The sequence below is a fragment of the Brevibacterium sp. genome, assembly GCF_031179145.1.
In the GTDB taxonomy this organism is placed as follows: Bacteria; Actinomycetota; Actinomycetes; order Actinomycetales; family Brevibacteriaceae; genus Brevibacterium.
Window position 1 is genome coordinate 48,190 of the sequence record NZ_JAPSIB010000009.1, and the last position, 26,032, is coordinate 74,221.

A 26,032-nucleotide genomic window follows, 5' to 3' on the forward strand; every position below is an offset into this window, starting at 1 on the left:
CCACGAATGCGAATCGCGCGTGATCCGGTCGGATCACGCGCGATTCTCGGCTCAGCGGCCCTTCATGCCTGTGCGGCTCAGGCGCCCTTCATGTCCTTGCGGCCCGGGACGTACTCCCAGTGCCAGAGCTCGTAGGAGTTGCGCTTGGCCCAGTCCGGATTCTCCCAGCCGAACTCTCCCGCGTTCTTCTCGAGCCAGTCGTACTGCGAGGTGTCGAGGTCGAGGGCGATGCCCCAACCATGGTTCGACGTGCCGGGACGCGCGGCGAACCCGGGCTTGCGGGCAGCCACGGAGACCTGAGCCTCGAGCGACCGGTAGGAGTCCGTCACACTGAGGTTCTTGCCGGTCTCCTTCTTGTACTTCGCGTTCATCTTCGCGAAGGCCACGGCGGCGTCGGCACGCAACTTGTGATCGCCGACGCCGATCTTGCACAGCCATTCCTCGGGCACCTCGCCGTTGGAAGCGGAGCTCTTCGGAGCCTGACCGTTGCAGCCGGGCAGGGCTGTCTTCTTGATGGCCCGCGACGCGGCCTTGACCTTGGTCTGGGTGGCGCTCGGGGCACCGATGGCCATGCTCGTCTTCTCATCGCCCGAGGCGATGTTCGCAGAGACGCTCTCGGCGTTGATCGCCTTCGTCTGCGTATCGGCAGCAGTCGTGTCGACCTTGACCTCCTGCTCACCACCCATATTGCCGGCGATCATCACGGCGGCGATGGCGGTGCCGGTGACGGACACGGTGGCCAGGGCTGAGATCGAGGTGACGCGCTTGCGCCGGACCGAGCGCAGGAGGGCGCCGTCGGAGCCGCGGCCGCCGGCCGATGCTGCCAGCGCCGCGCCCGTCCAGCCGTCTTCCGTCATGGCCTGGCGGGCCATCGCTTCGCGGCGGGGCGAGCCTGCGACCGCACGGGCTTCGGCGGCCATGGCCGCACGACGCGGCGACAGGGCCTGCGCGGAGGTGGTCGAATTCGAGGCTGCCGGCACCGGGGACATCACTGTCGCGGTCGGCTGGGAGCCTGTCAGGGTAACGCGTGAGGAGGCGTGCTGTTTGCGCAGATCGCGACGGCGGACCGGTGCCACTGCGGTCGAGGAATCACTCGACATATCACTCCGTACTGTTGTCCGTACTTCGGGCGCCGATACTCACGACGCCCGAAAACCTTATGTCACAACACTATAACGACACGTTACAAAATGTCACCTTTTGTTCACACTGATTCTCTGACCAGCGCGAATAGTCACAAAAGTGACGCATCGGGCCCGCAGTGGGCCAACGGAACGTGTTCTGAGTCTCCCGATTTGTTATCAGCTGTTACAAATCGGCGAGCCATCCGTGACCTGGATCACGAGAGGATCCGGTCGATGTGGGCAAGGTCACGACACAGGTGACCTTGCCGCAAAGAGCTTACCAGGTCAGCGCTCGTGCCGCTGTCTCTGCATTGCATCCTGGACTTCTCCGACGAGTTCCTCGAGCACGTCTTCGAGGAACAGGACGCCGAGGATCCTCTCATCCGCAGAGATTACCCGGGCCACATGGATGCCGACCTTCTGCATCTGCGCCAACGCCTCCTCCACCTCGTCGTCGGCCATCACGGTGAACAGCGGCCGGAACCTCTTCGCCGGCACTGCCCCGGCGTATTCGTCGTCGCTGTCGGCGTAGAGAACGTCCTTGATGTGCAGGTACTCCTCCGGGTACCCGTCCGCATCGACGACGAAGTAGCGGGAGAACCCTGTCCTGCCCACCAGTGTGGTCAGTTCATCGGGGGTGACCCGAGCGGAGATGGTGACCAGCTGGGACATCGGCACCATGATGTCAGCCGCGGTCTTGTCGCTGAACTCGAGAGCGCCCTTGAGGAGGCCGGTGTCGTCGTTGAGCAGTCCTTCGCGTTTGGACTCGGCAACGATCGACTCGACCTGCTCGATCGTGAACGCCTCATTCACCTCATCGCGGGGCTCGACGCCCATCGCGCGCAGGATCGCGTTCGCCAGTCCGTTGAGCGGTTTGATGACGAAGCCGAACAGACGCGACAGGAACACCAGCGGCGGCGCGAGCAGCATCGCCGCCCGGGCCGAGGTGGTCAGAGCGATGTTCTTCGGCACCATCTCACCGATGACGACGTGCAGGTAGGTGACGACGCCGAGCGCGAGGATGAAGGAGATCGTCGACGACAGCGCGGCGGGGATCCCCAACCCCTCGAGCGGTCCGGCGAGGAGGTGGTGGATCGCCGGTTCCGCCACGTTTCCGAGCAGCAGGGAGCAGACGGTGATGCCGAGCTGGCAGATCGCCAGCATCACCGACACGTGCTCCATCGCGTACAGGGCGGTCTTCGCCGCAGCCGAGCCCGCTTGGGCGTGCGGTTCGATCTGCGAGCGTTTGGCGGCGACGACGGCGAACTCGGCGGCGACGAAGAACGAATTGCCCAGGAGCAGGACGACGAGCCAGATCAATCCCATCCAGTCGGCGCTCATGACTGCTCACCCGCCTCTCCGGTCATGGTGGTGCCGGCGGCGTCGAGTGCCACGCGCAGCCGCTCGATCCGACGCCCATGCATCCTCTCGACGCGGATCAGGGCACCGTCGGTGCGGACCTCGTCACCAGGCACGGGGATCCGCCCGAGCTCCATGAGCACGAATCCCGCGAGGGTCTCGTAGTCCGAGTCCTCCGGGATCTTCAGACCGATCGTCGCCGACACCTCGTCGGGGCGCAGCTGTCCGGGAACGATCCAGGTTCCGTCGCGGGCCGGCCGGGCGGCGACGCGCATCCGGTCGTGTTCGTCCGCGACCTCTCCGACGAGTTCTTCGACGACGTCCTCGAGGGTGACGACCCCCGCGGTGCCGCCGAACTCGTCGACGACGACGGCCATCTGCATGCCCTTGGCGCGCAGCTCCATCAGGAGCGGGTCGAGCCGCATCGTCTCCGGTATCTCCGTCACCTCGGTCATCAGGCCGCCCGCGTAGGCGTCGTCGCGGTTGGGCAGCGGAACCGCGAAGGCCTGTTTGACGTGGACGACGCCGAGGATGTGGTCCTTGTCCTCACCGGCGACGGGAAAGCGGGAGTACCCGGTCTCGCGGGCCTGCTCGATGATCTGACTGGCGGTCGTGTCCTTCGTCACCGACGACATCCGCGTCCGCGGGGTCATCACGTCCTCCGCGCTGCGTTCGGAGAAGCTCAGCGTCCGCTCCAGCAGACCGGCGGTCTGCTCATCGAGCACCCCCTCCTCGGCGGAATGGCGGACGAGGGAGGTCAACTCCTCCGGAGATCGACCGACCGACCCCTCCTCCTGGGGTTCGATGCCCATGGATCTCAGGATCTTGTTGGCGGTGCCGTTGAGGGCGACGATCACGGGTTTGAACACGATCGAGAACACGTACTGCATGGGAGCCGCGATCCGCCCGGTCCCCAGAGGGACGGAGATCGCGAGGTTCTTCGGCACCAGTTCGCCGAAGATCATCGACAGCACGGTCGAGATGATCAGGGCGATCGTCAGCGCCAGCGGCGCCGACAGGCCCGGCGACACGCCCCACACCTCGAACACCGGTGCCAGCAGGGCGCCCAGAGAGGGCTCCATCAGGTAACCGGTGAGCAGCGTCGTGATCGTGATGCCGACCTGCGCCGCAGAGAGCTGGGTGGACAGGTGCGCCATCGAGCGGCGCAGGGTCTTCGCTCCGACGACGCCGTTCTCCACGGCCCGGTCGGCCGTGTGCCGGTCAAGGGTGAGGAGGGAGAATTCAGCGGCGACGAAGACGCCGGTCCCCAGGATGAGGACGAGGGCAAGGGCCAGGAACAGCCATTCCATCAGTGACGTTCCCCACCCTTCGGGGCGAGGAGTCGTGGTCGATGCTCCCGCACGGGGTGGGGGTCATCGTCTGGGGCGCCGGCTTCCCGCCGGCTGGGACTGTCACTGGGCATGACGTGATTTTACCAACTCGTGCTCGACTGGCCAACTGAGCCGGACCACCCGAGATCCGCGGCTGAGCCGCGCCGCCTCACCAGCTGCGGGCAAGGGGCCGGCCCTCCTCGTACCCGGCCGCGCTCTGCACGCCCACGCTGGCTCGTTCGGCGAACTCCGCGAGATCCCGGGCCCCCGCATAGGTGAACGAGCTGCGCACCCCTGAGGTGATGCCGTCGAGGAGATCCTCGACGCCCGGCGACTTCGGGTCGACGAACATCGTCGAGGAGGAGATGCCCTCCTCGAACAGGCCCTTGCGAGCCCGGGAGAACGCCGACTCCGCCCGCGTCCGATTGGCGACGGCGCGGGCAGAGGCCATTCCGAAGCTCTCCTTGTACTTCCGGCCCTCGCCGTCGACGAGGAGATCGCCCGGGGATTCATGGGTGCCGGCGAACCACGAGCCGATCATCACCTGGGAGGCTCCGGCCGCCAGGGCCAGGGCGACGTCCCGGGGGTAGCGCACTCCCCCGTCGGCCCAGACGTGCGCGCCCAGCTCACGGGCGGCGGCAGCGCACTCGAGCACCGCCGAGAACTGCGGACGGCCCACAGCGGTCATCATCCGGGTCGTGCACATCGCTCCGGGACCGACTCCGACCTTGACGATCTGGGCCCCCGCGGAGACGAGGTCGCGCACCCCGTCGCCGGTGACGACGTTGCCGGCGACGATCGGGACGCCGAGGTCCGCCTCGGCGACCTGACTCAGCGCCTCGAGCATCTTCGACTGGTGGCCATGGGCGGTGTCGACGACGAGCACATCGGCGCCCGACTCGACCAGGGCCCGGGCCCGGGTCACCGCATCGCCGTTGACGCCGATCGCGACGGCGATCCGCAGTTGGCCCCCGTCGTCGACGTTGGGGGTGTAGATCGACGACCGGAGCAGGGACTTCGGGGTCAGCGAACCGAGCACCCGTCCGTCGTCGTCGACGACCGCGGCGAACTCGGTGTGCGACTCGGTCAGCGATTCGAACAGGTCCTCGAGCGCAGCGGCGTCGGTCCAGTCGACCTCGGAGGCGGTGATGATGTGCGGAGCGGATTCGAGCAGCTCGGACACCGAGGTGAACCGGTCCACCTCGACGAGGTTCTTCGAGTCGATGACGCCGATGAGAGTCCCCGCGGAATCGACGACGACTCCGAACCCGTGCGCCCGCTTGCTCAGCACATGCATTGCGCTGAGCACGGTCTCGTCGGGAGAAAACCGGAGGGCCGACTCGAAGATCTGGTCCCGGCTCTTGACCCACGCGATCGTCTCCTGAGCGGCGGCCAGGGGAATGTCCTGCGGCAGCACCGCCAGTCCCCCTCGGCGGGCCATGGTCTCGGCCATCCGGCGGCCGGATACGGCGGTCATGTTCGCGGCCACGATCGGAGTGGTCGATCCGGTCGGGTCCGTCGTCGCCAGATCGACCTCGAAACGAGAGGTCAGCGACGACGAATTGGGGACAAGGAAGACGTCCGAGTAGGTGAGATCGAGATCGGGGGAATTCGAGATGAAACGCATAACACTATTGTCCCCCATGTGCACAATCTCAGGCACATCGCGTTAGGCTGGAGATGTCGTTTCAGTATCAGATCCTTGAATCAGGAAGTAGGCGATCAACGCCGTGTCCGTCAATACTCCGAACCGCACCATCGACGACTTCGGCTCGAACGAGTGGCTGGTCGAGGAATTGTACGAACAGTACAAATCAGACAAGAACTCGGTCGATGAGTCCTGGTGGCCGTTCTTCGACAAGTACGAGAAGAACGGCGGAGAAACAGGCAGAGACAATGGGACCGCCGCTGCAGACAGCCGGGGATCATCCTCCCCGCAGAGCAGACCGGCACAGAGCCCGACCCCGGCCAAATCCGGAGGCGATCTCACCACCAGGGAGAACTCCCGCGGAGTCTCCCCATCATCAGCACAGACCGAGACCCTGAAGGCGGAGACGAAGTCACTGCCCAGGGTCGTCGTCAAGGACAAGGCCGCGGCCACGGCGCCGGAGGAGACGGTGACTCCGCTGCGCGGCCCGGCGAAGCTGATCGCCAAGAACATGGACGATTCCCGCGATGTGCCCACCGCCACCTCGGTGCGCTCGCTGCCGGCGAAGGCCCTCATCGACAACCGGATCGTCATCAACTCCCACCTCAAGCGCACCCGCGGCGGCAAGGTGTCCTTCACCCACCTGATCGGCTTCGCCGTCGTCCGCGCGCTCCAGGAGTTCCCGTCGCAGAACGTCTCCTACGACGTGCGCGACGGCAAGCCCGTCATGGTCTCACCCGCCCACGTCAACTTCGGACTGGCCATCGATGTGCCCAAGAAGGACGGCACCCGCTCGCTCCTGGTGCCCAACATCAAGAAGGCGGAGACCCTGACCTTCCGGCAGTTCGTCGACGCCTACGACGATCTCGTCGACAAGGCTCGCAAGGGCAAGCTGACCGCCGACGACTTCGCCGGCACCACGGTCTCCCTGACGAACCCCGGCGGCATCGGCACGGTTCACTCCGTCCCCCGGCTGACCAAGGGCCAGGGAGCCATCATCGGCGTCGGCGCACTCGAATACCCGGCGGAGTTCCAGGGCGCCAGCCAGAAGACCATCAACAACCTGGCTGTGTCCAAGGTGCTGACCCTGACCTCGACCTACGACCACCGGGTCATCCAGGGCGCCGGCTCCGGTGAGTTCCTCAAGCTCGTCCACGGATACCTGCTCGGTGAGGACGGCTTCTACGACGACGTCTTCGAGTCCCTGCGGCTGCCCTACGAGCCCGTGCGCTGGGTTCCCGACGTCTCCGCCGAGGATCAGGACGACGTCAACAAGACGGCCCGGGTCATCGAGCTCATCGACGCCTATCGCACCCGTGGCCATCTGATGGCCAACATCGACCCCCTGGTCTACCGTCAGCGCTCGCACCCGGACCTCGACATCAACCAGCACGGGCTGACCCTGTGGGACCTCGAACGCGAGTTCCCCACCGGCGGATTCGGCTCCAAGCCGATGATGCCCTTCCGCAACATCCTCGGCCTGCTGCGTGAGAGCTACTGCCGGACCATCGGGTTCGAGTACATGCACATCGCCGATCCGCTGCAGCGGCGCTGGTTCCAGGCCAAGATCGAGGTCCCGCACCAGGAGCTGACCCGCTCCGAGCAGGGACACATCCTCGGCCGTCTCAATGCCGCCGAGGCGTTCGAGACCTTCCTGCAGACGAAGTACATCGGCCAGAAGCGGTTCAGCCTCGAAGGCGGAGAGTCGGCCATCGTCTTCCTCGACGAGGTCCTCAACCAGTCGGCCGACTCAGGGCTCGACGAGGTCGCCATCGGCATGGCCCACCGCGGTCGCCTGAACGTGCTCACGAACATCGCCGGCAAGAGCTACGCCCAGATGTTCCGGGAGTTCGACGGCACGATGTCCCCCGACAGCGTGCAGGGGTCGGGCGACGTCAAGTACCACCTGGGCACCCAGGGCTCCTTCACCTCGCCGGCCGGCAACACCACGAAGGTCTACGTCGCGGCGAACCCCAGCCACCTCGAGACCGTCGACCCGGTCCTCGAGGGCATCGTCCGCGCCAAGCAGGACCTCATCGATCAGGGTGAGTCCGGCTTCACGGTGCTGCCGGTCCTCGTCCACGGCGACGCCGCGTTCGCCGGTCAGGGAGTCGTCGCCGAGACGCTCAACCTCTCGGAGCTGCGCGGCTACCGCACCGGCGGGACCATCCACATCATCATCAACAACCAAGTCGGTTTCACGACTCCTCCCGCCTCGGCGCGGTCCTCGTTCTACTGCACGGACGTGGCGAAGTCGATCAACGCCCCGATCCTCCACGTCAACGGGGATGACCCCGAGGCGGTCGTGCGGGCCGCACGACTGGCCTTCGAGTACCGGCAGGAATTCAACCGCGACGTCGTCATCGACCTCGTCTGCTACCGCCGCCGCGGTCACAACGAGGGCGACGATCCGTCGATGACCCAGCCGCTGATGTACTCGCTGATCGAGAAGAAGGGGTCGGTGCGCAAGCTCTACACCGAGTCCCTGGTCGGCAGGAAGTGCATCACCCCTGACGAGGCCGCGGCCGCACTCAAGGACTACCAGTCCAAACTGGAGGCGGCATTCGCCGAGACCAAGGAGGCCGAGACCGGGAAGTACACCGGCGCCGCCTTCAACGAACCGCATGTGCCCAGCGACATCGAGGCGCTCAACGACATGAGCACGGCAGTCTCCCCGGAGACCCTGCGCCGCATCGGCGAAGCGTTCGTCGAGGTGCCCGAGGGCTTCACGGTTCACAAGAAGCTGCGGGCGCTGCTGGAGAAGCGCAAGGAGATGTCCGCCTCCGGGGGCATCGACTGGGGATTCGCGGAGCTGCTGGCCTTCGGCTCGCTCCTGCTCGAGGGCGTCCCGGTCCGCCTGGCCGGTCAGGATTCCCGCCGCGGCACCTTCGTCCAGCGCCACTCCGTTCTCATCGACGCCGTCAACGGAAACGAATGGACCCCGCTGCAGAACCTCAGCGAGGAGCAGGCCCGCTTCTGGGTCTACGACTCTCTGCTCAGCGAGTACGCGGCCGTCGGCTTCGAATACGGATACTCCGTCGAACGCACCGACGCCCTGGTCGCCTGGGAGGCGCAGTTCGGCGACTTCGCCCAGGGAGCCCAGACCGTCATCGACGAGTTCATCTCCTCCTCGGAGCAGAAGTGGCAGCAGAATTCCGGCGTCGTCCTGCTCCTGCCCCACGGCTACGAGGGACAGGGACCGGACCATTCCTCGGCCCGGATCGAGCGCTACCTGCAGCTCTGCGCGGAGTCGAACATGACCGTCTCGCTGCCCTCTTCCGGAGCGTCCTACTTCCACCTTCTGCGCCGCCATGCGCTGACGCCGAACAAGCGTCCGCTCGTGGTGTTCACGCCGAAGTCGATGCTCCGACTCAAGGCCGCCGCGAACTCCGTCGAGGATTTCACCACGGGCAAGTTCCAGCCCGTCATCGACGATCCCACGATCGATGCCGGACAGGTCGACCGGGTGGTCCTGGTCTCCGGCAAGCTCTACTGGGAGCTGCTGGCCAAGCGCGAGAAGATCGAGGACACCAAGACCGCTCTGGTGCGCGTCGAGCAGCTCTACCCGCTCGACGAGCCGTCGATCAAGGAGATGCTCAGTCGCTACCCGGCCGGCTCCGAGGTGGTCTGGGCTCAGGAGGAGCCCGAGAACCAGGGAGCCTGGCCGTTCATGGCCCTCAACCTGCCGCAGCTGGTCCCCGACCATGAGCTCAGCCTCGTCTCCCGTCCGGCGTCGGCGTCGACCTCGACGGGTCTCAAGAACGTCCATGAGCTCCAACAGCAGGAGATCGTCGAACGGGTCTTCCGCCGGTGAGCTCCGAGCGTCCTACGACCATCAGCGTGGTCGGCGGCCCCTTGGTCGCCGGCCACGGTGACGGTCGCGGCCTCGGCTGGGTCGGACGGGTCACGGCGCGCACGCTGCCCAGCCTGCCGCATCTGCGGGTGTATCCACTGGCCGTGCCCGACGAGGACTCCGCCGGCCTGCACGCCAGGGCCATGGGCGAGTCAGCGCTGCGGTTCACCTCGGAGGGAGACAACCGGCTCGTGCTGGCTCTTGGGTCGGGCGACCTCGACACCGGTCGCTCGGTGGCCCGGGCCCGGCTCGACGTCGCGAATGTGCTCGACGAGGCGCTGGCGCGAAAGGTCTCGGCATTCGTCGTCGGGCCCCCGCCCGAGCACAGCGCCGAGCGCAACCGCGGCATCGCCGAACTCAACACCAGCTTCACCGATGTCGCCAAACGCCGCGGCATCGCCTATGTCGACACCTTCACTCCCCTGCTCGGCCATCCTGTCTGGCAGCGGGAGATCGCCTCCTCGCGCGACCATCTGCCGGCGCAGGAGGGCTACGGGCTGCTCGCCTGGCTCGTTCTCCACCGCGGCTGGTTCGACTGGCTCGGGGTCGAGGACGTGCTCGGCGACGACTGACCGGCGCGGTCATTGACCAGCGCCTTTCGCATGACGCTGCGATCCGGACGGGCTTTGCCCTGGACCAGCCGACATGAAACAATGAACCGTCTATCGAAGGAGTACTGCTATGAGCAAGCGTGGCCGCAAGCGTCGTGACCGTCGCAACCGCAAGGCTAACCACGGCAAGCGTCCGAACAGCTGACGCAGGCGTGTGAGAAGGCGGGGAGAGCGATTTTCGCTCTCCCCGCCTTCTCTGTGTCACCGCCGGCGCAGTGCCAACGCCGGCTCTGTGTCCTGGTGACTGCTCAGATCTGCCAGGTGGTCTGTTCCACGGCAATCCTTCGCTGGATCTTCTCGCGGAGCCCCAGCGGCGCCTGCTCCCGGCTGCAGGATCGTCGCACCAGCTCCTTGAGCAGCGCTTCGATCTCGTACTCGTCATGGCACGCGGGGCACTTCTCGAGGTGGATCGAGATCTCCCTGATCTCCGTCGTCGTCAGCTCCCCGTCAAGGTAGTGGTAGATGCGCATGAGCGACTCCGCTCGCACGCTCTCGCAGCATTCCTGCTCGCTCACTTCTTCGCACCCCCTTCGCCCTTGATGTACCCGCGGTCGAAGGCGTAGTCGGCCAGCATCTCCCGCAGCTGTCGGCGGCCGCGGTGCAGACGCGACATCACGGTCCCGATCGGCGTCTCCATGATCTCCGCGATCTCCTTGTAGGGCAGACCTTCGACATCCGCGTAGTAGACGACCATCCGGAAATCCTCCGGGAGTGTCGACAGGGCATCCTTGACGTCGGAGTCGGGAAGGTGATCGAGGGCCTCGAGCTCGGCCGAACGGCCCTCCGACGAGGTGTGGCTGGCCGCCTGCGCGATCTGCCAGTCCTCGATGTCCTCACTGCCGTGCTCCTGCGGCTGGCGCTGCTTCTTGCGGTAGTTGTTGATGAAGGTGTTGGTCAGGATCCGGTACAGCCACGCCTTGAGGTTCGTGCCCGGAGTGTACTGGTGGAACGCCGCATAGGCTTTGGCATAGGCCTCCTGGACGAGATCTTCGGCGTCAGCCGGGTTCCTCGTCATCCGCAGGGCGGCAGCGTAGAGCTGGTTGAGGTATTCCAGAGCGTCGCGCTCGAAACGGGCCGACCGCTCGGCCTCGGTTTCGGGGACTTCTTTGACTGATTCGGTCATCACTGTCAATGGTACGCCCGTTCGTTCCAGGACTGCAGTGGCACTCACAGACTTCTCCTCCATCGACTCTTCTCCACATCCGCGGCCCGGTTGTCGGGATTCCCGGCCGACCCGCAGGGCAACCGGGTTCGGGCCGGTCGCCTCATCGGGGTCAACACCGACAAGCTGCCCCACTATTCCCTGTGAACCGTTATGCTAGCCAGTGAGATGCCCGACGTCGTCGCTAGGAAGGACCACAGTGTCTCCCATCCGATTCTTCGCCCGCCCCATGCTGGCCGCAGGTTACATCAGCAACGGGATCGATCGTCTGCGCAGCCCCGAGGCGGCCGCCGCATCGATCTCGCCACTTCTCGCACTGGCCCGGAAGAACATCGACGTTCCGGTCGACGCGACCACTGTGGCCAAAGCCACCGGAGCGGCCCAGGTCGCGGCCGGTTCGCTGCTGGCCATCGGACGGTTTCCGCGCACCAGTGCCGTCATCCTCGTGGGCACCTACCTGCTCGACACCGTCGGGGAGAACATCAATGCGGAGAAGGCGACGTCGAAGGCCGAGAAGCGCGACCGCCTCGAACGCACCCTGATCCGCACCTCGATGCTCGGCGGTGCACTGCTCGCCAGCGTCGACACGGCCGGACGCCCCGGCCTGTGGTGGCGCACCCAGCACGCTGCCGAGGACCTGTGGTCGTCGGTGGAGAAGACCTCACACCAGGCAATGAGTGCCCTTGGCGTCGACTGAGACAGCACTGACACACCCACAGGACTGGGTCGCTCCCGTCGCCGAGACCGGAGTCGACGCGATCGTCGAGGTCCCCGGCTCGAAGTCGCTGACCAACCGCTATCTGGTGCTCGCCGCTCTGGCCGACTCGAGCTCAATCGTCCGCGGCTGGCTGCGCAGCCGGGACACCCTGCTGATGATCTCCGCTCTGCGCGCCCTCGGCGCGGGGATCGATGAGGTCGACGGTGAGCTGCACATCACTCCCATCGACCTCGCGGCCGCCGGCTCGCCGGTGCACATCGACTGCGGTCTGGCGGGGACCGTGATGCGGTTCGTGCCGCCGCTGGCCGCGGCCACCGGGCGCGAAGTCCACATCGACGGCGATCCCCAGGCCCGGGTCCGGCCGATGGACGTCACGATCGATTCGCTCACCCGCCTCGGCGCGCAGGTGACGTCCGAGACGAACTCCCTGCCTCTGACGATCCAGGCCGGTTCCGCCGTGCGCGGCGGTCATCTCGAGATCGACGCCAGTGCGTCGAGCCAGTTCGTGTCCGGTCTGCTGCTGACCGCCCCCGCGATGCCCCTGGGCATCGACCTCGTCCACCACGGGGAATCGGTGCCCAGTCGCACCCACATCGAGATGACCCTCGAAGTCCTCGCCGATGCCGGCGTCGACGTCACCGAGCCCGAACCGGAGCACTGGGTCGTCGAGCCGGGGCTCCCCCGCGGCCTCGACGTCCAGGTCGAGCCCGACCTCTCCAATGCCGCGGCGTTCCTGGCCGCGGCCCTGGCGACCCGGGGCCAGATCACCATTCCCGACTGGCCTGCGCACACGACTCAGGCCGGCGACGGATTCCGCCGGATCGCAGAGGCGTTCGGCGGCACCGTCGACCTCGACCGATCAGGACTGACGGTGAGGGGCCCGAAGAGGCTGCGTCCCGTCGACCTCGATCTCTCCGCCATCGGCGAGCTCACCCCCGTCGTCGCCGCTCTGGCGGCGCTGACCCCGGGCACCTCGCACCTGCGGGGCATCGGGCATCTGCGCGGGCATGAGACGGACCGTCTCTCGGCGCTGCGCCGAGAACTCGGCGCGATCGGAGCCGACGTCATCGAGCACCCTGCCGCGCTGACGATCACCGGATCCCGGCTGCGGGCCGGCACCTGGCACACCTATCACGACCACCGGATGGTGATGGCCGGTGCCGTCATCGGTCTGCAGGTCCCCGGACTCGTCATCGAGAACGTCGGCACCGTCGCCAAGACGCTGCCGCAGTTCGCGCAGCTGTGGGAAGCCATGCTGGACTCCAAGGACTGACATGGCGCGGATCTACCGGGACGAGGACTACCGTCCGCGTCCGAACCGGCGCGGCTCGCGACCGCGGACCAAAACGCGTCCCCGCCACGAGTCGGCCGTCGAGGGGCTCGTCACCGCCGTCGACCGCGGTCGCTATCGCGTGGTCCTCGCCGACGACTCGGGGGGATTCCCCAGCTCCGACCCGCAGGGCGGTGACGGTCCCCAGAGCGTGACCGCAGTGCGGGCCTCCCATCTGCGCAAGGATGCCGTCGTGCCCGGAGACATCGTCAAGATCGTCGGTGACACCTCGGGGGCGCAGGGGTCACTGGCCCGGTTGGTCGACATCACCGAGCGGCGCACTCTGCTGCGCCGCAGCGCCGACGACATCGACCCCGCGGAAAGGGTCATCGTCGCCAACGTCGAGGCGCTGGGCATCGTCACGGCCACCGCCGATCCCGAACCCTCCTACGGTCTCATCGACCGCGCGATGACCGCTGCCCTCGACGCCGGCATCACTCCCCTGCTCATCGTCACGAAGACCGATCTCGCGCCCGCTGACGACATCGTCGAACGCTTCCGCGCCTCCGGCGTCGAGATCGTCCTCTCCGGACTGAGCGCCGACGGAACGCCGAGCGTCGCCGAGGTGTATGAACGCCTGAGAGGCAGGATGAGCGTTCTCGTCGGTCACTCCGGTGTCGGGAAGTCGACCCTGATGAACGCCCTCGTCCCCGATGCGAAACGGGCGGTCGGCGTCGTCAACGACGTCACGGGCCGCGGCCGCCACACCTCCTCCTCGGCGATCTGTCTGCCCCTGGACGGCGGCGGATGGCTCGTCGACACACCCGGAGTGCGCAGCTTCGGACTCGCCCACGTCGACCGTGATTCTCTGCTGGCCGCATTCCCGGAACTCACCGAGGCGACCCTCGAGTGTCCCCGCGGCTGCCTGCATCAGGCCGACTCCCCCGGCTGCCGCCTCGACGACTGGGTGGCTGCCGGGAAGGCGGGCCCGGGCGGGGTCTCCCGTTTGGAATCACTGCGCAGGCTGCTTGCCAACACTGTTTAGAGTTGCGCGAGTGCACTGGTTAGAGTGGGGTCATGACCGACCTCGACCTGGCGCTCGAACTCGCCGATCTCGCCGATTCCCTCAGCTACCGCCACTTCCTGGCCCAGGACTTCGCCGTGGAGACGAAGCCCGACCTCACTCCGGTGACCGAATGCGATCGCGCGGTCGAAGCGGCCATCATGGAACGGCTGGAGCGCGACCGGCCCGACGACAGCGTGCTCGGTGAGGAGTTCGGCTCCCATGGAACCTCGCCGAGGCGATGGATCGTCGATCCGATCGACGGCACGAAGAACTTCGTCCGCGGAGTCCCGGTCTGGGCGACCCTGATCTCCCTCTACGACGGAGAGGAGCCGGTGCTCGGCGTCGTCTCCGCACCGGCCCTGGGCCGACGTTGGTGGGCGGAGTCCGGACAGGGAGCGTTCGTCACTGCCCTGGGGGAGGCTCCGAAGCGCATCGGCGTCTCCGAGGTCGAGGAGCTCGGCGACGCCTCTCTGTCCTATGCGTCACTGGGCGGTTGGAAGGACCTCGGGATCCTCGACGAATTCCTCGGCCTGTGCGAGTCGACGTGGCGCAACCGCGGCTACGGAGACTTCTACTCGTACATGCTGGTGGCCGAGGGCGCCGTCGACATCGCCTGCGAGCCCGAGCTCGCTCTCTACGATATGGGCGCCCTGGTGCCGATCGTCCTCGAGGCGGGCGGTTCGTTCACCAATACAGCAGGAGCTCCCGGGCCGTTCGGCGGCAACGCCGTTGCGACGAACTCGCGACTGCACGAGGCGACGCTCGATGCGCTGGGCCGAGTCTCGCCGAGCATCTGAGCTCGATGAGCCCAGACCGAATGAGTATGGATCGAACGAGCACCGATCGCTCGAGCGTCGACCGCTCGAGCACGGAAGAGGAGACAATGCCTGATGTGATGCGCGCCGAGCTGTGGCATGCGATGGCGGATGCGGCGGGGCTCATCCGCGCCGACGGTTCGATCGGGGAGACCATCTACGGTGAGATGACCACGCTGGCGGCCGACACCGGCTCCGTCAACCTCGGGCAGGGAGCGCCCGGCACCGACGCTCCGTCGGACCTCATCGAGGCGGCGACGACGGCCATGCGCGAGGGCTTCAATCAGTATGCTCCGGGCCAGGGTCATCACGAGTTCCTGGCAGCAGTGGCCGAGCAGCGCCGGCGCGACTTCTCGCAGCCGGTGGCTGAAGACCAGGTGCTCTTCACCTGCGGTGCCACTGAAGCCCTGACGGCTTCGATTCTGGCGCTGCTGCCGCGCGGCGGCACCGTGCTCACCTTCGAACCGTTCTACGACGCTTACCCGGCAGCTGTGACCGCAGCCGGCGGATCCCTCGTCACGGTGCCGATCCTGCCCGCGCCGGACGGCGGATTCGCACCCGACTGGAACCTCTTCGACGAGGTCGTGGCGGCCAGCCATCCGTCGATCATCATCGTCAACACTCCGCACAACCCGACCGGATTCGTCTTCAGCACCGCGGACCTGAAGCGGATCGGGGACGCTGCGATCGCCGCCGATGCCTGGATCCTCACGGACGAGGTCTACGAGCAGCTCGTCCTCGACGGCGGTGTGCATGTGCCGCCCGCAACGGCTGTTGCCGATCCGAAGCGCGTCGTCACCGTGTCTTCGGCTGGGAAGTCATGGAACGCCACCGGATGGAAGATCGGCTGGGTGATCGCCGAACCTCGTGTCCGGGAGGCGATCCAGGCAGTCAAGCAGTTCCTCACCTTCACCTCTGGCGGTCCACTGCAGATCGCGGTGGCCCGGATGCTCGCGGAGGATGGGGGTTTCGTGGACGAGAACCGGGAGTCACTGAGGGCTCGCGCCGAGGTGCTGGTTTCGGCCTGTCGCAGCGTCCCGGGTGCTCACGCCTCGATTCCCGCCTCCGGCTACTTCACGGTGATGGACTTCTCCGAACTCACCGATCTCGACGCCTTCGCGATCAACGAGCGCCTCGCCGAGCGCTTCTCCCTCGTGGGGATCCCCGTCCCCGCACTGTGCAGGGAGGGATCCGCCGCCCATCAGGCGTATCGGGCCTCGATCCGCTATTCGTTCTGCAAGTCGCCCGCCGACGTCGATCGCGCAGCGCAGCTCTTCCGCAGCCTGGCCGCCGAACTCGATCAGGATCCTGACACTCTGCGGAGCTGATTCCGTCCTACCGGCAGCAGGCGGAGGAGCACTCAACGGGCGGAGAATCAGTGAAGGGGCGGACACAGCGAGTGCTGTGTCCGCCCCTTCATGTCCGATCTCCGCGCGCGGAGATCGGGCTGGTGATTCCAGACCAGGAGATCCGGGTCAGGAGGTCTGGCTCACGCCTTGACGAGCTCGAGTTCCAGGCCGATCTTGACTTTGTCAGAGACGAGGAGTTCGCCTCCGCCGAGGACCGCTTCGAATTCCATGCCGAAGTCCTTGCGGTTGACCGTGGCCTCTGCGGAGAGTCCGGCGACCTGGTTGCCGTTGGGATCGGTGGCGACTCCGCCGAATTCGGTCGCGAACACGACCTCCTTGGTGACGCCGCGCATGGTCAGCTGTCCGACGAGGTCGAACTCGGCGTCCGACTTCGGCTTCACACCAGTCGAGGTGAAGTTCAGGGTCGGGTACTCGTCGGCGGCGAAGAAGTCACTCGTCTTCAGATGACCGTCACGGTGGTCGTTGCGGGTGCTGATGGAGTTGACGACGGCTTCTGCTGTGACCGAGCTGTCTTCGAGGGCCTCCCCGACGTTGACGGTGCCGGAGATGTCCTCGAAGTGTCCGCGAACCTTGGACACTCCCGCGTGGCGGGCGGTGAAGGTGAATTCCGAGTGCACGGGGTCGATGGTCCAGGTGGAGGGGACGAGTCCCTGTGGAAGAGCAGTCATGGTGTCTCCTTTTTCGTTGAAATTTGAAGTACATGGACGACTATAGTTTAGTTTTCAACCACCTGCAAGAGGGAGGGCGGATTTCCCCGATCAGGCCTCATCGCCCAGAGCTCCCCATCAGGCTCCACCCGCCGCGTCGAAGCGGCCGCATCGGCCGGCAGCACGTCAGCCTTTCGGGTCGCGGTGAACGCCAGGCATACCTGTGTCGGAGGTCACGTGAACACGATTTGTCTTCTCGAATTACGCTCGTGTAAAGTTAAGAACACACCGCGGGGTGGAGCAGTTCGGTAGCTCGCCGGGCTCATAACCCGGAGGTCGAGGGTTCAAATCCCTCCCCCGCCACGGTAGAAGGGCCCTGATCAGTGGAGACACTGATCAGGGCCCTTGGTTTTGCCCAGAAGCAATCAGTCGGCCCGACTTCGCGTGTTCCCGCTCTCTCCACCGTGCAACTGGATTGTCTTCGTTCCTGAGGGCGGCGACCGGGCCAGACTCTGGTCGGCAGCCGAGAATCGAGGAGAGGCCTCGAGGAGACAGCGGATCCCGAGCCCATTCCCTTCCCCGGCTTCGGGCGGAGAGCATCCGACAGCGCCGGAGCGCCTCAGCGGCGAACGACCACGGCGGCAACGTCGAACTGCGTGGACTGGATCCCTCCAGTTTCCGCTTCTCACTCCTGCGAGTGTTCGACACGTCGATACCCCGGGCAGTCAACCCGAAAGTCTGGGGCCGGACCCCAATGGTAGATGCGGACCCACCGACCAGGGCTCGGACGGCAGTCCCGGAAACAAGGACGTGGCCACTGGTGGCAGGGAATTCGCCACTGCCGACGAAAAGACCGCCCAGCTCGGCAGCGACGCCGCGCCCGGGGTCTTCCCTCGCACCGTCGAGCATGCCAATGGAACCACGGAGATCGAGAAGAAGCCCAAGCGGGTCGTCGTCCTCGACACCGGCGAACTCGACGACGTCGTCTCCCTCGGCATCACCCCGGTGGGAATGGTGACCACTGAAGGCGCAGAGCCGGTGCCGTCCTACCTGGCTGACAAGGTCAAGGGCGTGGAGACAGTCGGGACCATCGCGGAACTCGACCTCGAGAAGATTGCGGCCCTCGAACCCGATCTCATTCTCGGCAGCCAGCTGCGCGCCGACAAGCTCTATGATCAGCTCAGCTCCATCGCCCCCACCGTCTTCTCCATCCGCCCGGGCTTCCCGTGGAAGGAGAACTTCCAGCTCGCCGGCGAAGCACTCGGAATGGAGGAGCAGGCGACCAAGGAACTCAATGAGTACGGCCGGGCCGCCAAGGAACTCGATTCCGAGATCACAGGAGACCCCACAGTCTCGCTCGTCCGCTGGATGCCGGAACGCATCCGCCTCTACGGACATGCCTCACTCATCGGCGTCATCCTCGACGACGTGGGCCTCTCCCGTCCCGCCGTCCAGGACGTCGATGACCTCGCCGTCGAGATCTCGCCCGAGAACTTGGACAAGGCGAATGGCGACTACATCTTCTACACCAGCTATGGGGATCCCGAAGCGACCGGCGAGGCCGACGCGCTCGCCGGCAGTCAGTGGAAGGGACTCGAGGCCGTGAAGAACGACAAAGCCTTCCGGGTCGACGACGACGTCTGATTCCTCGGCCTCGGTCCCACCGGGGCCGGCCAAGTCCTCGACGACCTCGAGGAGCACCTCACCGACTGACACGTCATCCACTCGTCTGTGAATAGTGTGAAGAGGCGAGTGCGAATAGGCGACCGCCCCTGGGAACGAACCCAGGGGCGGTCGACGTCTGTCGGCTGAGCGGGCGTCAGTTGCCACCCTCGCCGGCAGGTGCCTCAGTAGGAGCCGAAGCACCGTCACCCTCGGCAATCGAGGGATCAGCGGCAACAGCATCGTCGATGGCCTTCTTGAGGCGGTCCTGTGCCTCTCCGTAGGCGGCGAAGTCCCCGGCCTTGAGAGCCTTGTCGGAATCCTCCATCGCCTTGCGAGCCTGCTGCAGGGCCTCTTCGAGGTCGCCGGCCGGAGCTTTCTCTCCCTCGCCTTCGCCTATACCGCCGGACGCACCGGAGGCACCGCTGCCCGCAGCGCCGGCATCGCCTGCCTGAGCACCCGAGTCTCCGCCGAACACCTGGTCGAGCGCCTCGTCGAGGGTCGGGGCGAACCCGATGTCCTCGCCGAAGGCCACCAGCACGTGCTGGAGCAGCGGATACGAGGTCTCGCCCGCGGACCGGACGTAGACGGGCTGGACGTAGAGCAGTCCCCCGCCGACGGGAAGGGTCAGCAGGTTGCCGTTCTGCACCTGTGACTCACCCTGGCGGAGCAGGTTGAGGCTGCGCTGGACCTCGGGAGCCGTGTTGAAGTTGTTCTGCGCCTGGCCCGGACCGGGCACAGTGGTGTTCCGCGGCAGCTGGAGCAGCCGCAGCTTGCCATATCCCTCCGACACCTCACCCTTGGTGTTGCCGGCGTCGGCATCCGCAGCCAGGAAGCCGGTCAGGTTGTTCCTCGACTCTCCCTGTGACGACCGGGCCGGAATGAAGGAGCTGGTCAGTGAGAACGACGGGGTCTCCTGTCCGGGCATCTGCAGCGTCATGTAGAACGGCGGCTGGGTCAGACCACTCGTGGCCTCACGCGTCGGGTCCGTCGGCAGCGTCCAGAAGTCCTGACCGGTGTAGAACTCGCTGGCCGATGTCACGTGGTAGCGATTGAGCAGCTCCCGCTGAACCTTGAACAGGTCCTCCGGGTAGCGGACATGGCTCATCAGATCGCCCGACATCTGGGAGGCGGGTTTGATGAGATCGGGGAAGATCTTCATCCACGTCTTGAGAACCGGATCGTCTTTGTCCCACTGGTACATGTCGACGGTGCCGTCATAGGCGTCGACAGTGACCTTGACCGAGTTGCGGATGTAGTTGACCTCTTCGTCCGGCAGAGTGGAGACAGAGTTCGGAGCGGTCGCGGTGGTCGAATCCTCGGTCGCGTCCTGCAGCGGCTGCGGAGTCGAATACGGGTAGTCCTTCGCGGTGGTGTACGCATCGAGGATCCACTTGATCCGACCGTCGACGACCGCCGGGTAGGGATCGCCGTCGACCTTGAGGAACGGCGCCAGCTTCTCCACACGTTCGCGCGGATGACGTTCGTAGAGGATCTGCGATTCGCTGTTGACCGCATCGGAGAGGAGGATCTGCTCGTCCTGGAACTTCAGGGCATAGGCGAGCCGGTTGAACAGATTGCCTACCGAGGGACCGCCGTTGCCGGTGAAGGTGTTGTTCACCTGTCCCGAGCCGCCCTCCTCATCGGACGGGTAGTCGAGCTCTCGTGGTGTCGCACCCTTCTCGGCGCCCACGATCGAGTACTCCGGAGAGTTCTCACCGAAGTACACCCGCGGTTCGTAGTCCGGGAAGTCTCCCTGCGGCGGGATGTCGGATTCCATGAACTTCGGCTCACCGTCAGGGTTGCGCTGGTTGCCGTTCGCGGCAACGACGCCGAAGCCGTGGGTGTAGACGATCGCCCGGTTGTACCAGCTCTGGTTGTTCACGGAACTCGGGTTGAGCTCGCGCAACGCGATCACGGTGTCCTGCTTCTGACCGTCGATGTTGTACCTGTCGACGTCGAGCTGCTGCGGGAAGGAGTAGTAGGGACGCACCTGCTGGAGTTGCCGGAACGTGTCGGAGACGAGATTCGGGTCGAGCAGTCGGATCGAGGCCGCCGTCTCGGCGTCCTCGCGCAGGGCTCCCCGTTCGCCGCTCGTGCTCGGGTCGTAGGCGGTGACGTCGATGTCGGAGAAGTCGAACGCCTCACGGGTGGCGTCGATGTTGCGCTGGATGTATTCGGACTCCAGGCTCTGCTGCGAGGGGTTCACCTGGAACTGCTGGACCATCGCGGGATAGGCGACGATCGAGACCCCGCCGAGCACGATGAGCGTGGCGGTGGCGATGAGCGAGATCCGCCAGTTGCCCTTCCACGCCGTGTAGACGAACAGCAGCGCCACGATCACGGCGGCGATCGCGACGATCGCCATCGCTGGCAGCGCCGCCCGGTCGTCGACGTAGGTGACACCAGGGACGATGCCGCCCGTCGAATTCAGCCGGTCGTAGCGGCTCAGCCACAGACGGCCCGCCTGGATCAGCACCAGCAGGGCCACCGTGATGCCGATCTGCCACTGGGCGGTCTTCGTCAGGATGACTCCCTTGGGCTCACCCGGGCGGATTCCGCCGAAGAGATAGTGTCCGACCAGGGCTGCGATGAGCGAGAGCAGGATGGTCATGCCCAGCTGATCGCCGATCAGACGCAGCCCGGGCAGCACGAAGACGTAGAAGGACTTGTCGAGGCCGAACTGCGGGTCGTTCGAGCCGAAGGAGGTGGCATTCAGCCATTCGAGCACCGTGCTCCACTGCGCCGAGGCGGTGATACCGCTGAGCACACCGAGGACGCCGGGAATGGCCAGGGTGGCGACCCGGCGCAGAGGCTCGATCGCCTCACGGTAGCGGTCGAGGTTCTCCTGCCGGGGTGTCGTGGGGGCGTAGACCGGCCGATGCTTGAACGCCAGGTGCAGACTCAGCCAGACGGGCACCGCCATGACGACGAACCCGATGAGGAAGGTCAGACCCCGTGCCAGCCACATCGAGCGGAACACCTGCGAAGCGCCGATCTGTCGGAACCAGAGCACCTCGGTGTACACCTGGGTGAAGGAGATGAAGGCGATCAGCAGGATCGCCACTGACACCAAGGTCAGCATCAGAGGCGAGCGTCTGGGCCTGCCGGAAGGCATGCGGGCGGAGGTGGGTGAGGACGGAGAGCTCACTACTTCCCTTTCTCATTGGGGACGGCACCGGCGGCGGGACACTTCGGCAGAGCCGAGGTGTTGCCGGCGGCGAATTGCTCCACGGCGTTCTGCGCGTCATCGAGTGTGTCGATGCGCGCGACCGTGATCTTCGACTGGTCGGCGGCTTCCATGACCTCTGCGCAGTTGTCGGCAGGGGACAGGAACAGTGTCGCGCCTTCGGCAGTGGCTGCCGCTACTTTCTGTCGAGCCCCGCCGATGGGGCTGACGGTGCCGGCGGGGTCGATCTCCCCCGTGCCGGCCACGTGCTTGCCACCCGTCATCGCACCGGGTGTGAGTTCGTCGACGATCGCCAGGGCGAACATCGTTCCGGCGGACGGACCGCCGATGCCGTCGACGTTGAAGCCGACGTCAACGGGGAACTCGAAGTCCTGCCGCATCTGGATGCCGATCGCCTTCTGACCGCTGACGATGTCGGGGGTCAGCGACACGGTCTTCTCCTCGCCGTCACGGGCGATGATCAGGTCGACGGAGTCCGAGGACTGCACTGTCTCGCTCATCACCTGAGCGGCGTTCGGGTCGTCGGCCAGTCTCGTCCCATTCACGCTCACGATGCGGTCGCCTCGGCGGAGTTCGCCTTGGGCGGGCGAGTCGGGGACCACCTCGTCGACGAGGAGGCTGACCGTGTATCTGCGGTCGAGCTGCGTCATCGCCGCGGCCACGGCGACATCCTGGCTCGACGACATCTCATGCGCATTGGATTCGGCGACCTCTTCGCGTGTCGTGTCCAGCGGGTAGTAGGCCTCGGTGGGAACGACGGTCTCCTTCTCACCGATGAGCGCACCCAGTGCCTGGGAGGCGAAGGTGTCGCGTCCAGGTCCACCGCTGACGGCGACCGTGAGCATGTCGAGGCGACCGCCTGTCGGGTAGGTCTTGGCGCCGGAGATCGAGAGCATCGGTTTGCCCCGGTACTCGCCGAGGGTGTTGAACACCGGCCCGGGCAGCTGCAGCATGTAGGGCACAGGGAGCACGAGCGCTGCGGCGATGAGAACGTAGGTCATGAACCCGGACACCGCGCTCAGACGGGGGGACCGCCGACGGATTTCACCGCGTGGGGGATCTGCGGACGCTGGCACGGCCCGAGGGGCATTCACTGTCATCGATTCCTTTCGCTGCACCGCCCCACCAGTCTAGTTGAAACGCCGAGGTGAGTTTCACAGGTGGCTTTCGCCCCGTGCGAACATCGGGCGAAAGCACGCCCAATTGGGAAGATTCCCACATCTGCAGAGGTTAACGTGGAGGACAAACCGACCATGTGGGAGCCTTGAGATGAGCGACGAGAACAACAACGAGCAGAACCCGTTCGAGCAGATCTTCGGAATGCTCTTCGGCGCAGGTGGACCTGGCGCCGGTGGCGATGACGGCAAGTCCGGTGGCAAGGGCGCCGCAGGGTTCCCGCAGGGGTTCAACATCGATCCGGCGATGATGTCGACCATCATGAACCAGATGCAGGGTCTGTTCGGGCAGGGCGCGGACTCGAGCGCGCAGGCGAAGTCGATTGCACTCCGCCATGTGCCCAGTCCGGATCCGTCCGTCTCGGACGAGTCCGTCCGCGCGACCACCGATGCCTTCCGCCTGGCCGAGCTGTGGCTGGCCGAGGCCACCGAATTCTCCGTGGCGAACCGGTCGGCGCGCGCCCTGACGCGTGCGGACTGGGTCTCCGAGACGATACCGGGATGGCAGAAGTTCGTGCTCCCGATCAAGGAGAACATGTCGACCGCGCTCACCGAGACCCTGGAGACCCAGGTCCCGGCGGAGATGAAGAGCATCATGGCCGGTGCCTCGTCGATGTTCTCCTCGATGAGCGATTCGATGTTCGCCATGCAGATCGGCCAGGCCGTGGGGGCATTGTCCGAAAGCGTCCTCACCGGCACCGAGGTGGGTCTGCCTCTCCTCCCCGCTGACTCCGCCGTGCTCGTCGAGTCCAATCTGGAGAAGTTCGCCACGGATATCGGAGTCGACTCCTCCGAGGTCCGGATCTACCTCGCAGCTCAGGAACTCGCCCACCTGGCCCTGTTCGAGCGCGCCCCGTGGCTCGCCGCTCAGGTCGAGTCCGCCCTTGCCCGCTATGCCCAGGGGCTCAAGGTCGACACCTCGCAGATCGAGGAGATGGCGTCGTCGATCGACCCGAGCAACATCTCCGACCTCAGCGACAACATCCGGCAGGGCCTGTTCAACCCTCCCACCACCGAGGAGCAGAAGAAGGCGCTGGCGACGCTGGAGAATCTGCTCGCCGTGATCGCCGGATGGGTCGACGTCGTCGTTCACTCCGCCTGCGCGCATCTGCCCGGACGCGATCAGATCAGGGAGGCCCTGCGCCGCCGTCGGGCCACCGCCGGACCCGCGGAGAAGACGTTCTCGACCCTCGTCGGCCTGCAGCTCAACCCGCGCCGACTGCGCGACGCCGCCGCCCTGTTCGCCTACCTCGAGTCGCAGGGCGGGACCGATGCCCGCGACCAGGTCTTCTCCCACCCCGACCTGCTCCCGACGACGGAGGACCTCGACGACCCCCTGGGCTATGCCGAACGCCGCCACGCCGAATGGACTTCGGAGTCGACCCTCGACGAGGCTCTCAGTCGGATCCTCGCCGAGGGCCTTCCAGAGATCGAGGACCCTGCGAGCACCAATGAGGGCTCCAGCGGAACCGAGAGCCGCGACAAGGACTCCAGCGGAACCGAGAGCCGCGACGCCAAGAACAGTGACGCCGAGGGCAACGAGGACTCCGACGACGTCAGGGACTCCGACGCGGACGAGAAGCGCGACGAGAGCTGAATGGGCTCCGCAGCACTGAGCCTGGCCACTGCCCGCGCCGAGGTGGCTGCCGTCACCGACTCAGCTGCGGGCTCGGGAGCGGAGCCGGGTCCGCGCCCCGTCACGGACTCGGCCTCCGCTTTCGCCGCTGACTTCGAGGAACTGTTCGCCGCGGTCGGGTCTGCCGCCCTGTTCCGCGAAGGCGGCCCTGAGCACCTCACGGCCAGCTGCCTCGTCGTCGACCTCGACGCCGAGGCGGTTCTGCTCAACCACCACCGCAAGGCCGGTCTATGGGGCCAGTTCGGCGGCCACGTCGAGGCCAGGGATGACAGTCTGCGCTCCGCAGCCTGTCGAGAGGCGCTCGAGGAGAGCGGGCTGGTTTCCCTCTCCTGGTTCTCCCCCACCGCCGTCGACCTTCACGTCCATGACCTCTCTCAGGCATTCGGCCGGTGCTCTCGACACTTCGACGTCGTCTATGCCGCCGGGGCGTCGGTCGCCGAGACACCCGTCGTCTCCGCCGAATCCGTCGACGTGAAGTGGTTCCCGCTCACCAGCTTGCCCGCCGCCCTCATGCCCGACCTCGTGGTCAGGCTGCCTGAGCTCTATGCTGCCGCGTTCGTGGCCGCCGAACTCAGGTCCCCCGGCCGAACCTCTCCCCGGCACTGAATCCGTCGAGGAACAGCTTGGCATCAGCCTGACGCGGATGCCGATCCGCCAACTGGTGGAACTCCTTCGAGTGTGGGCCGATCTGCAGATGTGCGAGCTCATGGACGATGACCGTCTCCAGCACCCAGCGCGGCACCGCCTGCAGCCGATGGGAGACCCTGATGTCGCCTGTCGACGTGGTCGTCGACGCCCACCGGCTGACATTCTGGTTCGACACCCAGCGGATCGAGTTCGCCCGCAGGCGCCCCGCGAAGTAGCGTCGGCTCATCTCATCGGCAAGCTCTTCGAGGTCCGCGGCCGAGGAATGGTCCTTGGCACTGAGGCGATTGAACAAGTCGGTGAGGGAGCGAATGTTCTGCTCCACGCTGTAGCGCACCGGAGTGCTCAGCACGTACGTATCGATCTCCTTCGAGACGGCGATCGTCTTCTTCCGTCTCGCCGAGCGCCGGACTTCGATCTCTCCGCGGGTGATGGCCCGGAGGACGGCCTCTTCGGTCCATCGTGGTCTGTCTGCCATTGCCCAATCATAGGAAATCTCGGCGCCGGACGGGTCAAACGTATTACTTGTGAGTTTCCTGAGCATCTTTCCGGGTGTCCACGTCCGGACCGTCCACAGCCGGACACGTGCTCCGGGAACACGGATCGCCGGATGACCCCGTCCGTCGCGGCGGCGCTCACAGCCGACCCTGTCTCCCCTCCACAATTCGTCCACAGTTATCCACCGCTTATCCACAGCCGTTGCACCGTCCCGGCTCTGGCCCGGCATTGACGGGCCAACGCAAGCAGAAT

At 66.1% G+C, this 26,032-nt stretch carries 21 protein-coding genes and 1 tRNA gene; 12 read left to right on the forward strand and 10 right to left on the reverse strand.

Going from position 1 to position 26,032, the window contains the following annotated elements:
- Positions 1–77: 77 nt before the first annotated feature.
- From RIT73_RS08460 to RIT73_RS08475, 4 genes are all read right to left on the reverse strand, one after another.
- Positions 78–1,100 (reverse strand): M15 family metallopeptidase, encoded by a 1,023-nt coding sequence (locus tag RIT73_RS08460; protein WP_309131632.1) that lies wholly within the window; start codon positions 1,098–1,100, stop codon positions 78–80.
- A gap of 309 nt (positions 1,101–1,409) precedes the next feature.
- Positions 1,410–2,465: a hemolysin family protein gene (locus tag RIT73_RS08465; RefSeq protein ID WP_309131633.1), complete on the reverse strand. Its 1,056-nt coding sequence runs from the start codon at positions 2,463–2,465 to the stop codon at positions 1,410–1,412.
- On the reverse strand, positions 2,462–3,793 hold the full coding sequence (locus RIT73_RS08470; RefSeq protein ID WP_309131634.1) for a hemolysin family protein: 1,332 nt from the start codon (positions 3,791–3,793) through the stop codon (positions 2,462–2,464). Before RIT73_RS08470 ends, RIT73_RS08465 begins: the two co-directional genes overlap by 4 nt.
- A 190-nt stretch (positions 3,794–3,983) precedes the next feature.
- Positions 3,984–5,441, reverse strand: coding sequence for a GuaB1 family IMP dehydrogenase-related protein (locus RIT73_RS08475; RefSeq protein WP_309131635.1), 1,458 nt, complete (start codon positions 5,439–5,441; stop codon positions 3,984–3,986).
- Between the two features lie 103 nt (positions 5,442–5,544).
- Between RIT73_RS08475 and RIT73_RS08480 the strand changes: the two genes are divergently transcribed.
- From RIT73_RS08480 to RIT73_RS17230, 3 genes are all read left to right on the forward strand, one after another.
- On the forward strand, positions 5,545–9,276 hold the full coding sequence (locus RIT73_RS08480; RefSeq protein WP_309131636.1) for a multifunctional oxoglutarate decarboxylase/oxoglutarate dehydrogenase thiamine pyrophosphate-binding subunit/dihydrolipoyllysine-residue succinyltransferase subunit: 3,732 nt from the start codon (positions 5,545–5,547) through the stop codon (positions 9,274–9,276).
- Positions 9,273–9,887: a GDSL-type esterase/lipase family protein gene (locus tag RIT73_RS08485; protein ID WP_309131637.1), complete on the forward strand. Its 615-nt coding sequence runs from the start codon at positions 9,273–9,275 to the stop codon at positions 9,885–9,887. Before RIT73_RS08480 ends, RIT73_RS08485 begins: the two co-directional genes overlap by 4 nt.
- A 109-nt stretch (positions 9,888–9,996) precedes the next feature.
- The gene (locus RIT73_RS17230) at positions 9,997–10,071 is read left to right on the forward strand and encodes a 50S ribosomal protein bL37 (RefSeq protein WP_375294989.1); all 75 of its coding nucleotides are present in this window, start codon (positions 9,997–9,999) and stop codon (positions 10,069–10,071) included.
- 103 nt (positions 10,072–10,174) lie between these two features.
- On the opposite strand, the gene rsrA is transcribed toward RIT73_RS17230, so the two are convergent.
- Together rsrA and RIT73_RS08495 are read right to left on the reverse strand one after the other, a co-directional pair.
- Entirely contained in the window at positions 10,175–10,396 is a 222-nt protein-coding gene (gene rsrA, locus RIT73_RS08490) for a mycothiol system anti-sigma-R factor (protein ID WP_309131638.1), read from the reverse strand.
- A 41-nt stretch (positions 10,397–10,437) separates the two neighbouring features.
- Positions 10,438–11,112, reverse strand: coding sequence for a sigma-70 family RNA polymerase sigma factor (locus RIT73_RS08495; protein WP_375294987.1), 675 nt, complete (start codon positions 11,110–11,112; stop codon positions 10,438–10,440).
- Positions 11,113–11,287: 175 nt separating this feature from the next.
- On the opposite strand from RIT73_RS08495, the gene RIT73_RS08500 reads away from it, so the two are divergent.
- The 5 genes from RIT73_RS08500 (at position 11,288) to RIT73_RS08520 (ending at position 16,285) form a co-directional block, all read left to right on the forward strand.
- Entirely contained in the window at positions 11,288–11,785 is a 498-nt protein-coding gene (locus tag RIT73_RS08500; protein ID WP_309131640.1) for a DoxX family membrane protein, read from the forward strand.
- Positions 11,772–13,079: a 3-phosphoshikimate 1-carboxyvinyltransferase gene (gene aroA / locus RIT73_RS08505; protein WP_309131641.1), complete on the forward strand. Its 1,308-nt coding sequence runs from the start codon at positions 11,772–11,774 to the stop codon at positions 13,077–13,079. Before RIT73_RS08500 ends, aroA begins: the two co-directional genes overlap by 14 nt.
- Position 13,080: 1 nt before the next feature.
- Positions 13,081–14,121: a ribosome small subunit-dependent GTPase A gene (gene rsgA / locus RIT73_RS08510; RefSeq protein WP_309131642.1), complete on the forward strand. Its 1,041-nt coding sequence runs from the start codon at positions 13,081–13,083 to the stop codon at positions 14,119–14,121.
- 32 nt (positions 14,122–14,153) lie between these two features.
- A complete protein-coding gene (hisN, locus tag RIT73_RS08515) occupies positions 14,154–14,939 on the forward strand; it encodes a histidinol-phosphatase (protein WP_309131643.1) in 786 nt (261 codons plus the stop codon).
- An 86-nt stretch (positions 14,940–15,025) separates the two neighbouring features.
- Entirely contained in the window at positions 15,026–16,285 is a 1,260-nt protein-coding gene (locus tag RIT73_RS08520) for an aminotransferase class I/II-fold pyridoxal phosphate-dependent enzyme (RefSeq protein ID WP_309131644.1), read from the forward strand.
- A gap of 161 nt (positions 16,286–16,446) precedes the next feature.
- Here RIT73_RS08520 and RIT73_RS08525 read toward each other — a convergent pair whose 3' ends face one another.
- Positions 16,447–16,995, reverse strand: a complete 549-nt coding sequence (locus RIT73_RS08525; RefSeq protein WP_309131645.1) for a YceI family protein — start codon at positions 16,993–16,995, stop codon at positions 16,447–16,449.
- A 268-nt stretch (positions 16,996–17,263) separates the two neighbouring features.
- Here RIT73_RS08525 and RIT73_RS08530 point away from each other — a divergent pair.
- Positions 17,264–17,337: transfer RNA gene (locus RIT73_RS08530), tRNA-Met, on the forward strand.
- A gap of 447 nt (positions 17,338–17,784) precedes the next feature.
- Positions 17,785–18,618 carry an iron-siderophore ABC transporter substrate-binding protein gene (locus tag RIT73_RS08535; protein ID WP_309131646.1) on the forward strand — a complete coding sequence of 278 codons (834 nt, stop codon included), beginning with the start codon at positions 17,785–17,787 and terminating at the stop codon, positions 18,616–18,618.
- Positions 18,619–18,793: 175 nt separating this feature from the next.
- Here RIT73_RS08535 and RIT73_RS08540 read toward each other — a convergent pair whose 3' ends face one another.
- Both RIT73_RS08540 and RIT73_RS08545 read right to left on the reverse strand, forming a co-directional pair.
- Positions 18,794–21,754: a UPF0182 family protein gene (locus RIT73_RS08540; RefSeq protein WP_309131706.1), complete on the reverse strand. Its 2,961-nt coding sequence runs from the start codon at positions 21,752–21,754 to the stop codon at positions 18,794–18,796.
- Positions 21,755–21,786: 32 nt separating this feature from the next.
- Positions 21,787–22,827 carry a S16 family serine protease gene (locus tag RIT73_RS08545; RefSeq protein ID WP_309131647.1) on the reverse strand — a complete coding sequence of 347 codons (1,041 nt, stop codon included), beginning with the start codon at positions 22,825–22,827 and terminating at the stop codon, positions 21,787–21,789.
- Between the two features lie 268 nt (positions 22,828–23,095).
- On the opposite strand from RIT73_RS08545, the gene RIT73_RS08550 reads away from it, so the two are divergent.
- Positions 23,096–24,598, forward strand: coding sequence for a zinc-dependent metalloprotease (locus RIT73_RS08550; RefSeq protein WP_309131648.1), 1,503 nt, complete (start codon positions 23,096–23,098; stop codon positions 24,596–24,598).
- Positions 24,599–25,243 (forward strand): NUDIX domain-containing protein, encoded by a 645-nt coding sequence (locus RIT73_RS08555; RefSeq protein WP_309131649.1) that lies wholly within the window; start codon positions 24,599–24,601, stop codon positions 25,241–25,243.
- Here the strand turns inward: RIT73_RS08555 and RIT73_RS08560 are convergent.
- Entirely contained in the window at positions 25,209–25,760 is a 552-nt protein-coding gene (locus tag RIT73_RS08560) for a M48 family metallopeptidase (protein WP_309131650.1), read from the reverse strand. The genes RIT73_RS08555 and RIT73_RS08560 overlap by 35 nt on opposite strands.
- Positions 25,761–26,032: the final 272 nt, after the last annotated feature.